The organism is Streptomyces longispororuber, from assembly GCF_014656095.1.
Lineage (GTDB): Bacteria > Actinomycetota > Actinomycetes > Streptomycetales > Streptomycetaceae > Streptomyces > Streptomyces longispororuber.
On sequence record NZ_BNBT01000217.1, the window covers coordinates 1 to 10,320 of the forward strand.

General features: G+C 74.2%; 10 protein-coding genes, 1 tRNA gene and 1 pseudogene. 4 read left to right on the forward strand and 8 right to left on the reverse strand.

Annotated features, from left to right (window positions below):
* Positions 1-517, forward strand: a pseudogene (locus tag IE330_RS35960) (hypothetical protein); the annotation flags it as partial.
* On the forward strand, positions 514-1,422 hold the full coding sequence (locus IE330_RS35965) for a GHMP family kinase ATP-binding protein (protein WP_229926167.1): 909 nt from the start codon (positions 514-516) through the stop codon (positions 1,420-1,422). The pseudogene IE330_RS35960 and the gene IE330_RS35965, both read left to right, overlap by 4 nt.
* Positions 1,423-1,518: 96 nt before the next feature.
* Here IE330_RS35965 and IE330_RS35970 read toward each other — a convergent pair.
* The 6 genes from IE330_RS35970 to ehuB all read right to left on the reverse strand — a co-directional run bounded on the left by IE330_RS35970 (position 1,519) and on the right by ehuB (position 5,812).
* Positions 1,519-1,592, reverse strand: a tRNA-Lys gene (locus IE330_RS35970).
* A gap of 135 nt (positions 1,593-1,727) precedes the next feature.
* Entirely contained in the window at positions 1,728-2,486 is a 759-nt protein-coding gene (locus IE330_RS35975; protein ID WP_190140388.1) for an IclR family transcriptional regulator, read from the reverse strand.
* Between the two features lie 156 nt (positions 2,487-2,642).
* A complete protein-coding gene (ehuA, locus tag IE330_RS35980) occupies positions 2,643-3,458 on the reverse strand; it encodes an ectoine/hydroxyectoine ABC transporter ATP-binding protein EhuA (RefSeq protein WP_190140389.1) in 816 nt (271 codons plus the stop codon).
* Positions 3,448-4,065, reverse strand: coding sequence for an ectoine/hydroxyectoine ABC transporter permease subunit EhuD (gene ehuD, locus IE330_RS35985; RefSeq protein WP_190140396.1), 618 nt, complete (start codon positions 4,063-4,065; stop codon positions 3,448-3,450). The genes ehuA and ehuD overlap by 11 nt, the downstream gene beginning before the upstream one ends.
* A gap of 62 nt (positions 4,066-4,127) precedes the next feature.
* Positions 4,128-4,883, reverse strand: a complete 756-nt coding sequence (gene ehuC / locus IE330_RS35990) for an ectoine/hydroxyectoine ABC transporter permease subunit EhuC (protein ID WP_190140390.1) — start codon at positions 4,881-4,883, stop codon at positions 4,128-4,130.
* Positions 4,880-5,812 carry an ectoine/hydroxyectoine ABC transporter substrate-binding protein EhuB gene (gene ehuB, locus IE330_RS35995; RefSeq protein ID WP_190140391.1) on the reverse strand — a complete coding sequence of 311 codons (933 nt, stop codon included), beginning with the start codon at positions 5,810-5,812 and terminating at the stop codon, positions 4,880-4,882. The genes ehuC and ehuB overlap by 4 nt, the downstream gene beginning before the upstream one ends.
* 109 nt (positions 5,813-5,921) lie before the next feature.
* On the opposite strand from ehuB, the gene IE330_RS36000 reads away from it, so the two are divergent.
* Positions 5,922-6,410: a DUF3830 family protein gene (locus IE330_RS36000; RefSeq protein WP_190140392.1), complete on the forward strand. Its 489-nt coding sequence runs from the start codon at positions 5,922-5,924 to the stop codon at positions 6,408-6,410.
* A 6-nt stretch (positions 6,411-6,416) separates the two neighbouring features.
* On the opposite strand, the gene IE330_RS36005 is transcribed toward IE330_RS36000, so the two are convergent.
* Both IE330_RS36005 and IE330_RS36010 read right to left on the reverse strand, forming a co-directional pair.
* Complete coding sequence (locus tag IE330_RS36005) at positions 6,417-7,826, reverse strand: amidase (RefSeq protein WP_190140393.1); 1,410 nt, start codon at positions 7,824-7,826, stop codon at positions 6,417-6,419.
* A 188-nt stretch (positions 7,827-8,014) separates the two neighbouring features.
* Positions 8,015-8,950 carry a D-2-hydroxyacid dehydrogenase gene (locus IE330_RS36010; protein WP_229926170.1) on the reverse strand — a complete coding sequence of 312 codons (936 nt, stop codon included), beginning with the start codon at positions 8,948-8,950 and terminating at the stop codon, positions 8,015-8,017.
* A gap of 522 nt (positions 8,951-9,472) precedes the next feature.
* Here IE330_RS36010 and IE330_RS36015 point away from each other — a divergent pair.
* Positions 9,473-10,320: maleate cis-trans isomerase family protein (locus tag IE330_RS36015; protein WP_229926168.1), on the forward strand; the 848-nt coding region annotated here is incomplete at its 3' end.

Genomic DNA, 10,320 nt, shown 5'->3' on the forward strand with positions numbered 1-10,320 from the left:
GGGCCGCCGCGTCGCGCGCGTGTTCGTCGGCGGGCAGTCCCTCGCGGACGCCGCCGCGCTGCGCGCCCGCGCCACCGAGGCCGCCGCGGCGAACGCCGGGGACCTGCTCGACCGGCTGCGCGCCGGCACCGCGTACGTCGAGCTGGACGCCCTCAAGCCCGAGCGCGCCCGCGTCGTCGCCCGCGCCTGCCGCCACGACCTCCGCACCGCCCTCACCCACCTGGCGCACCTGCGCGCGGACCCCGGCGCCCACCGCGTCGCCACGCCCCTGACGGTGGTGGTCGCGCGGGACGCCCCGGACGGGGCGGCGGGCGCGGCGGAGTGGAAGGCGGTGGCCGACGACGTGACGGTGCACGAGCTGGCGGGCGGCGGGCCCTACTTCGTCGGTACGCGCCCCGGGGACGCGGCGGGCGCGGTCCGGGCCGCCCTGGGCGCCCAGCCCGCGCCACCGGAAGAAGCCGGTCGCCCCGGTGCGGCCGGCCGCCACAGCCGACCCGGACAAGGGAGCACCCCGTGACCACGACCCCGCACCTGCTCGGCCCGGCGGGCCGGGTGGCGGCCATCGGCGTCAGCGCGGCCTTCGGCACCTTCGGGGAGCTGCTCCAGGGCGTGCTGCCCGAGGAGAACGGCGACTTCCTGGTGACGCTGCCGGTCGCCCGCTGGGCCATGGCCCGCTTCGAGCCGGACCCGGCCGCGCCCGGCCTCGCGGTGCGCCCGCACCACAAGAAGAAGGCGCTGCGGCTCACCGAGATGATCATGGCGGACGCCCGGCACCCCGCGGGCGGCCTGCTGACCATCGACAGCACGCTGCCCGAGGGCAAGGGCCTGGCCAGTTCCTCGGCGGACCTGGTCGCCACGGCCCGGGCGGTCGCCAACGCCCTGGGCGAGCCGATGCCGCCGCGCCGCATCGAGCGGTACCTGGCCAGGATCGAGCCGACCGACGGCGTGCTCTACCCGGCCGTCGTGGCCTTCCACCACCGCAGCGTGCGGCTCCGGGCGGAGCTGGGGTCGCTGCCGTCGATGGCGGTGGTCGGCGTCGACGAGGGCGGGGCCGTGGACACGGTGCACTTCAACACCCTCCCGAAGCCGTTCACCGCCGCCGACAAGCGCCGGTACGCGCGGCTGCTGGACCGGGTGACCCGCGCCGTGGCCCGGCGGGACCTGGCGGAGGTCGGCCGGGTCGCCACCGCGAGCGCCCGGATGAACCAGGTGCTCCGCCACAAGTGGTCCCTGGAGCCGATGATCGACATCTGTGAGCGGATCGGTGGCCTCGGTGTCGTGGTGGGCCACAGCGGCACGGCCCTCGGCATCCTCCTGGACACCCGGGCCCCGGACTGCCACGCCAAGCTGGCGGCGGCGGCCCGGCGCTGCCAGGAGCTGATGGGTGACGTCACGGTGTACCGGACGCTGAGCTTCCACTAGCCCGGCGCCTTCCGGCGGACACGGCGAAGAGGGCGCTTCCGGAAACCGGAAGCGCCCTCTTCACTGTCAGTCCCGGGTGGTGAACCCGGTCACGTGTGCGCCGCCAGGGACTCGAACCCCGGACCCGCTGATTAAGAGTCAGCTGCTCTAACCAACTGAGCTAGCGGCGCCTGCTGACGAAGAAAATATTACCTGGTCCGCGGGGGTGCTCGTGACCACCGCCCGCGCGCCCCCTCCCGGCCGGGCCCGGCGCGCACCCCGCGCCGCCGGCCCCCGCGCCCGGGCACCCCGCAGCGCGCCCCCGCTCAGATCGCCAGCGACAGCAGCACCGGCGCCGCCCTGCGGTTCAGGCTCTCCGCGGCCTCCCGCAGCCGGTGCGCGTGCCGGACCGGCAGCGACAGGGCGAGCGCGCCGACCGCCGAGCCCGCGGTGACGGGGACGGCGGCGCAGACCGTCCCGACCGCGTACTCCTGGAGGTCGAGGACCGGGACCGTGGGGGCCTGGGCGGCGAGCCTGGTCAGCAGGACCCGCTCGTTGGTGATCGTGCGCGAGGTGAGCCGGGCCATCTTGTGGCGCGCGAGGTGGTCGCGGCGCGCGGCCACGTCGAGCTGGGCGAGCAGGCTCTTGCCGACCGCGCAGGCGTGGCCGGCGACGCGGAAGTCCACCCACTCGTTGACCTTCGGGGCACCCGGGCCGTCGGCGCAGCCCACGACCCGGATCTCGCCGTCCACGTACCGGCTCACGTACACCGCCGCACCGATCGAGTCGCGCAGGCCGCCCAGGGTGTGCTGGAGCTTCGCGCGCAGGGCCCGGTCGCGGTCGTGGGCGGAGCCGAGCCGGGCGAGGGACGCGCCCGCGACGTACGCCCCGTCGGAGAGCTGCTCCACGTACCCCTCGCGGAGCAGCATGCGCAGGAGCGGGGCGAGCCGGGCGGGCGGCAGCGCGGTGTGGCGGGCGAGGTCGTCCTCGCCGACGCCGCCGGAGCGGCGCGCCACGAGTTCGAGCACCCGCAGCGCGTGCTGCACCGACCGGTGCGCCGTCGTCGGCTCCTGCTGCAGTGCCACGGCTCTCCCCCTCGCCCTGACGGGCCTCGCGGACCCGAGGGCCCGGTGATCCTTGGTGACGGTACGGTTCCGGACAGCGGGACTCTGTCCACCATAACCGCCAAAAGCGCCACCGGCAGGGGGCGTTGGCCGTTTCCACCCGGCGCCCGCCGCGGTTCACAGGACCGCGGAGAGGAACTCCCGGGTCCGCTCGTGCTCGGGGTCGGAGAAGATCTTCTCCGGCGGCCCGGACTCGATCACCCGGCCCGCGTCGAACATCAGGACCTGGTCGGAGATGTCCCGGGCGAAGTTCATCTCGTGGGTCACGCACAGCATGGTGATGTCGGTGGTGTGGGCGATGTCCCGCAGGACGTCGAGGACCCCGGCGACCAGCTCCGGGTCGAGCGCCGACGTCACCTCGTCCAGGAGCAGCACCTGCGGGCGCATCGCGAGGGCGCGGGCGATGGCGACCCGCTGCTGCTGGCCGCCGGAGAGCTGCGTCGGGTAGGCGTCGCACTTGTCGCCGAGCCCGACCAGGTCGAGCAGGTCGCGGGCGCGCTGCTCGGCCTCGTCCTTGGGCAGGCCGAGGACGGTGACGGGCGCCTCGGTGATGTTCCGCAGGACCTTCATGTTCGGGAAGAGGTTGAACTGCTGGAAGACCATCCCGATGTTCTTGCGGACCTCGCGGACGTGCTTCTCGCCCGCCGGGACGAGCCTGCCGTTCTTCTCCTCGTGCGTGAGGTACGCGCCGCCGACCTTGATGGTGCCCTCGTCCGGCTTGATGAGGGTCATCAGGAGCCGCAGGATCGTCGTCTTGCCGGAGCCGGAGGGGCCGATCAGCGTCACGTGCTTGCCGGAGGCCACGGAGAAGTCCAGCTCGTCCAGGACGGTGTTCGCGCCGAAGCGCTTGACGACCCGGTCGAACCGGATCAGCTCGCTGCCGTCGACGGCCGGGTTCGGCCGCTCTTTCGAAAGGGGGGTGTCAGCGGACAAGACGGCGCTCCAGGGCTCGCAGGAGGAGGGAGGACGGGTAGGCGATGAGGATGAAGGCGACGCCGACGACGGTCAGCGCCTCGGTGTACTGGAAGGTCTGCGCCGCTTCGAGCCGCGAGCGCTGGAGCAGTTCCAGGACGCCGATGCCGGCGAGCAGCGGGGTGTCCTTGAGCATGGCGATGACGTAGTTGCCGAGCGCGGGGACCACGCGGCGGACGGCCTGCGGCAGGATCACCGCCGTCCAGGTGCGCCGGTAGGAAAGGCTGAGCGCCTTGGCCGCCTCCCACTGCCCGACGGGCACGGCGTCGATGCCCGCGCGGTAGACCTGGGCGGTGTACGTCGAGTAGTGCAGGCCGATCGCGAGCGTGCCGGTGGTCTCGGCGGAGAACTGGATGTTCCACTCCGGCAGCACGAAGAACAGGAAGAAGAGCTGCACGAGCAGGGGCGTGTTGCGGACGAACTCGGTGAGCAGGCCCACCGGCCAGCGGACGAGCCGGGTGGGCGCCCGGAAGGCCAGGGCCCACACCAGCCCCAGGGAGAAGGAGATCAGCGAGCCGAGCGCGAGCACCTGGAGGGTGACGAGCACCCCGTCCCAGAAGTGCGGCATGAAGTCGGCGACCGCGCCCCAGTCCCAGTTGTCCGTGCTGCCCGTGTCGTGGGTACCGGCGCTCACCGCGACGCACCCCCGCCCGTGACGCCCGTACTGCTCAACTCGGGCGACTTGGCGTCGGACCGGCGGAACCGTAGCCACCCCCCGGTGCTCAGCGGCTCGGGGAACTGCCCGATGCCCGCCTTGGCCCGGCGTTCGAGGACCTTCATGCCGCGGGTGAGCAGGAACGCCAGCACGAAGTAGATGATCAGCGTGATCGAGTAGATCTGCGCGCTCTCGGTGGTCGCGAGCCGCACCAGGTACGCGGCGAACGACACGTCGCCGATGCCGAGCAGCGACACCAGGGCGGTGCCCTTGAGCAGCTCGACGAGCAGGTTGCAGAACGACGGGATCATCTCCGGGACCGCCTGCGGCAGCAGGATGAGCCGCATCCGCTGCCAGGGCGTGAAGCTCAGCGCGACCCCCGCCTCGCGCTGCGCCGGGGCCACCGCGTTCAGGGCGCCGCGCACGACCTCGGCGCCGTACGCCCCGTAGGACAGGCCGAGGGCGAGCACCGCCGCCCACATCGGCACCAGCGCCCAGCCCGCGAGCTGCGGCAGCACGAAGAAGATCCAGAACATCAGGACCAGGGCGGACGTGCCCCGGAAGACCTCGGTGTAGAAGGCGGCGAAGAACCGCACCAGGCGGGAGCGGTGGGTGCGCGCCATGCCGACGCCGAAGGCGACGGCGGTGGCGAGCGCCGCGCTGTAGAGGGTGAGCTGGACGGTGATCCAGATGCCGGGCAGCACCCAGTGTTCCCACAGGCCCGCTGTCATCGGCACAGCTCCTCGGCGGTCAGGGTGGTCATCTCGGCCTTGGTGAAGCCGAACCGCCGCAGCACGCGGAAGAGTTCGCCGCTCTTCTTCATCTTGTGGATCTCCACGTTGAAGGCGTCCCGCAGCCCGGTGTCGGTGGGCCGGAAGGTGAAGCCGCCGCCGTCGACGTGCTTCTTGCCGTCGATGACGGGCGCGAACGGCTCGGTGGCCTCGGCCTTGCTGCTCTTGCGCACCACGCCGCGCGTGGTCAGGGCGGTGCCGCCGAAGACATCGATGCGCCCGGCCTCCACCGCGTTCAGGCCCGCGACGGGGTCCTGGAGGATGACGATGTCGCTCTCCTCGTACCCGGCGTCGACGGCGTAGCCGATCTCGGCGTAGCCGGTGCCCGTGCCGAACTTCGCCTTCTTGCGCACCACGTCCTGGTACGTGCGCAGCCCCATCGGGTTGCCTTTGCGGACGATGAAGGAGTCGAGCATCTGGTACTCGGGATCGGAGAAGATCACCTGTCGGCAGCGCTCCGCGTTGATGTACATCCCGGCGGCCACGACGTCGAACTGCTGCGTCTTCAGGCCGGGTATGAGCGAGCTGAAGTCGGTGGCGACCGGCTGCACGCGGTCGACCCCGAGGCGCTTGAAGATGATCCGGGCCAGCTCCACCGCCTCGCCGGTGAAGTCGCCGTCGTCGTCGATGTAGCCGTACGGGGCCTCGCCCGCGATGCCGAGGCGCACCGTGCCCTGCGACTTCAGGCGGGCCAGCGTGTCCCCGGTGGGGACGCGGCTGCATCCCGCCGCTCCCAGCGTGCCCGCGGCGCCGAGCACGGCGGCGGACATGAGGACGGCACGCCGGGGCAGACGCCGTAGGGAGGCCTCGTCACCGTCCTCCCCTCTGCCGCTGCGTGTCCTGTTCGGGTTCCTCAGTCGTGGAGCCATGGGCGCGCGGCTACCCGACGCGACGCCGGTTATGCCGACGAATTCCGGCCCCGTACGCGATCGTTGCGCTCTTGACGCCGGCCGCGCCCCCGGGCGCACCATGAGCGGCATGGCAGACCGCTACGTCGAAGTCGCCCTGACCCGGCGCGGGGTCCGGGCCACCGCGCTGCTCCTCGCCGACAAGGCCCCGGTGACCTGCGCGGCGGTGTGGGACGCGCTGCCGCTCGGCGGGGACGTCTACCACGCCAAGTACGCCCGCAACGAGGTCTACGCGCTGCTGCCGCCGTTCGCCCCCGAGGAGCCCCCGCTGGAGAACCCCACCGTCACCCCCATCCCGGGCGACCTGTGCTACTTCACCTTCACCGGCTCCGACCTCGGCACGTCGGCGTACGGCTACGGCACGCCCCGGCAGGGCACCGTCGTCGACCTCGCGCTGTTCTACGAGCGCAACAACCTGCTGCTCAACGGCGACGTCGGCTGGGTCCCCGGCACCGTCTGGGGCCAGGTCGTCGACGGCCTCGACCGGCTCGCCGAGGCCTGCAACGACCTGTGGCGCACGGGGGCCGAGGGCGAGACCCTCCACTTCCGCCGGGCCTGAGCGGCGTCACCACGCGGGCCGGGGCACACCCGCCGCCCCGGCCCCGTACAGCGCGTGGGCCGTGCGCAGCACGACGGCGTCGGCGAACCGGGCCCCCACGATCTGCATCCCCACGGGAAGCCCGTCGCCGTCCACCCCGCACGGCACGGTCGCCGCGGGCTGCTGCGTGAGGTTGAAGGGGTACGTGAACGGCGTCCACCCCGTCCACCGCCGCAGCCCGCTGCCCGGCGGCACCTCGTGCCCCGCCGCGAACGCCGTGAGGGGCAGCGTCGGCGTCACCAGCACGTCGTACGTCTGGTGGAAGCGGCCCATGCGCCGCCCCAGCTCCACCCGGACGTCGACGGCCGCGAGGTAGTCCAGCGCGCTGTACCGCGCCCCCTGCGCGCAGATCTCCCGCAGCCCCGGGTCCAGGAGCTCGCGGCGCGCGGGCGGCAGGTGCTGCGCGACCCGCGCGGCCCCGCTGAACCACAGCGTGTGGAAGGCGTCCACGGGGTCGGCGAAGTCCGGGTCGGCCTCCTCGACGTACGCGCCCAGCGCCGCCAGGGCCTCCACCCCCCGGCGCACCGCCGCCGCCACGCCTGGCCGCACCGCCACCTGCCCGCCCAGCGTCGGCGAGTACGCCACGCGCAGCCCCCGCACCCCGCCCTCCAGCGCCTCGCGGAAGCTGCCCTCGCGCGGGGCCAGGCACGACCAGTCCCGGGCGTCGGGCGCCCCGATCACGTCCATGAGGAGCGCCGCGTCCGCCGCGTCCCGCGTCATCGGCCCGACGTGCGACAGCGTCCCGAACGCCGACGCCGGGTACAGCGACACCGTGCCGTACGTCGGCTTGAGCGCGAAGATCCCGCACAGCGCCCCGGGTATCCGCACCGAGCCGCCGCCGTCCGTGCCCAGGGACAGCGGCCCCGCGCCGAGCGCCACCGCCGCCGCGCTGCCGCCGCTGGAGCCGCCCGCGGTGCGCGCGGTGTCGTACGGGTTGCGGGTCACGCCGTGGCGCGGGCTGTCCGTGACGCCCTTCCAGCCGAACTCGGGCGTGGTCGTCTTGCCGACGAACACCGCGCCCCGCTCGCGCAGCCGCGCCACCGCCGGCGCGTCCTCGTCCCAGGGGCCCGCCTCGGCCACGCACCGGGAGCCGCGCAGCGTGGGCGCGCCGCGCTGCAGCAGCATGTCCTTGACAGTGACCGGCACCCCGTCCACCGGGCCGAGCGGCGCGCCCGCGCGCCAGCGCGCCGCGCTCTCCCCGGCCCGCGCGAGGGCGTCCTCCGCGTCGGTCCGGACGAACGCGTTCACCCGCGGCTGCACCTCCTCGGCCCGGCGCAGCACGGCACGGACCGCGTCGACGGGGCTGAACGCGCCCGCGCGGTAGCCGGCGACGAGCTGCGTGGCGGTCAGAGCGGTCAGGTCGGCGTGCTCGGTCATACGCGCTCCAGGAGAAGGCGAAAGGCGGAAGGCGGACGGCGGACGGCGGACGGCGGGACCGGGGGCGGCGGACGGTGGGCGGCGGGACCGGGGGCGGCAGAAGATGGACGGCGGGACCGGGGGCGGACAGTGACGGCGGGGCCGGGGGGCGGGGTGGACGGGAGATCCCTGCCCAGCCGGGGGCGCGCTCAGTGCCCGGGGACGTACCCGCGTTTCTTGTCGACCACGTTCACCAGCGGCCGCCCCGCCTCCCACTGCCCGTACAACGTCACGAACTGCGCGCCGAGTTCGTCCCGCCAGCCCACCGTGTCCCCGCTCATGTGCGGCGACACCAGCAGCCCGGGGGCCGTCCACAGCGGGCTGTCCGGCGCCAGCGGCTCGTGGGCGAAGACGTCCAGGGCGGCGCCCGCGATCCACCGCTTCGACAGCGCCGCCACCAGGTCCGCCTCCACCACCAGGGCGCCCCGGCCCACGTTGACGAACCGCGCCGACGGCTGCATCACGCCGAAGCGCCGCTCGTCGAACATGCCGCGCGTGTCGTCCGTGAGGGGCGCCGCGCACACCACCCAGTCGGCGCGCGCGAGCAGCCGGTCGAGGTCGGCCGGGCCGTACACGCCGGTACGTGACCTGCGCCCGACCAGGGCCGTGGTGACGCCGAGCGCCTTGAGCGTCCGCACGGTCGCGCGGCCGATCGGGCCCGAGCCCACCACGCAGGCCCGGGTGCCCGCCACCCGCCGGCTCTCGCGGTGCAGCCACCGCCGCTCGTCCTGCAGGGCGAGGGTGCGCGGCAGGTCCTTGGCCATGGCGAGGACGAGTGCCGCGACGTACTCGGCGACCGGCTGGTCGAAGACGCCCCGGGCGTTGGTCACCACCGTGTCCGAGGCGACGAGTTCGGGGCAGAGCAGCCGGTCGACGCCCGCGCTCGCGGTGTGCACCCAGCGCGGCCGGGGCCCGTCCCCGGGCCAGGCGCGGCGTACCGCGTCGGACAGGAAGTCCCACACCAACAGCACGTCGGCAGCGGGTAGTTGTTCGGCCAGCGTGTCGGCGTCGGCGTGCAGGACCCGGGCCCGGCCGGTCAGCGCGCCCAGGCGCGGCGGCGGCGCGGGCGGCGGGGCGTCGAGCACGAGCACGGTGGGGCGTGCGCCGCCGGCGCCCGCGGACCGGGTGTGCTCGGTCCCGGCGCGCCGGGAGCCGGTGCTTTCGGACACGGCGGAGAGACCGTTTCGCAAGGAGAGCCCGCTTCCCTGGAAGGACATGGAGGCCACACGGGCCCCAGGAGGCCCGGGGATACGTGTGTGTACGGGTGACTGCGTGGTGATGTGGACGGCTGCGAAGGGGACGGCCGGACACCCCGACGGCGGCCGGAGCGGGTGCGGCGCACTCCGGCCGACTGTCTGAGATGCGCGGATTGACCACGCTGGCACCCGAACCTACCGTCGTCAACAGAGCGCTCGACCCGAGCACTTCACCGCGGCGACCGCGGCCGCGCGTACGGTCCGCCCCTCCGGTCACCCCGGCTCGCGCGACCGCCCGCACGCGGCACACGTCCCTCGTTCCGACGTCCCGGCGCGCCGCCGGCACCGCACCACTGCCGGCCCCCGGGCCGGTCCCGTCACCGCACGCACGCACGAACGTAGGGCCCGCTCATGGACGTCACATCGTTCTCGATGCTCGGCGGACCGCACCCGCAGCGCGGTGTCGGTGTCGTCGCCCCCTTCGACTTCGCCCTGGACCGCGAGCTGTGGCGCTGGGTCCCGGACGACGTCTCGCTGCACCTGACGCGCACGCCGTACGTGCCCGTCGAGGTCAGCCTCGACCTGGCCCGGCTGGTCAGCGAGCACGAGACGCTCGGCGAGGCGGTGCGCGCGCTCTCCGCCGCCGAGCCCGAGGTCCTCGCGTACGCCTGCACGTCGGGCAGCTTCGTCGGCGGCATCGCGGGGGAGCGGGCGATGTGCGGGGCCATGACACGGGAGGGCGCGGTGCCCGCGGTGACCACCTCCGGCGCGCTCCTGGAGGCGCTCGCCGAACTGGGCGCGCGCCGGATCGCGCTCGTCACGCCGTACACGTGGTCGGTCACCCTGGCCCTGGAGGAGTACCTGGGCGAGGCGGGTGTGTCGGTCGCGGGCCGCGCCTACCTCGGGCTGACCCGGCACATCTGGAAGGTGCCCTACCGGGATGTCGCCGACATGGCGCGGCGCGCGGTGCTCCAGCCGGTCGACGCGCTCTTCATCAGTTGCACCAACCTCCCGACGTACGACGTCATCCCGCAACTGGAGGCGGAGCTGCGGGTCCCGGTCCTGTCGGCGAACCAGGTGACGATGTGGTCGGCGCTGCGACGGCTGGGTACGCGTGCGGTAGGGCCTTACCAGGCGCTGATCGACGCGGGCGCCCGGCCGGGCGCGGCGGCGCTCGACCCGCTGGACCCGGCGCTCGGCGCGCTGGAGCCGGAGGCGAGCGGTCTCGCCGGTCCTGAGGCGGGCGGCCGCGCGGGGCC

Excerpts from the sequence above, each read along its gene's own strand:
- ehuD (WP_190140396.1), bottom strand. The coding sequence starts at position 4,065 with ATGCCGCACTTCTGGGACGGGGTGCTCGTCACCCTCCAGGTGCTCGCG.
- IE330_RS36005 (WP_190140393.1), bottom strand. The coding sequence starts at position 7,826 with ATGACCGAGCACGCCGACCTGACCGCTCTGACCGCCACGCAGCTCGTC.
- IE330_RS36000 (WP_190140392.1), top strand. The coding sequence starts at position 5,922 with ATGGCAGACCGCTACGTCGAAGTCGCCCTGACCCGGCGCGGGGTCCGG.
- ehuC (WP_190140390.1), bottom strand. The coding sequence starts at position 4,883 with ATGACAGCGGGCCTGTGGGAACACTGGGTGCTGCCCGGCATCTGGATC.
- ehuB (WP_190140391.1), bottom strand. The coding sequence starts at position 5,812 with ATGGCTCCACGACTGAGGAACCCGAACAGGACACGCAGCGGCAGAGGG.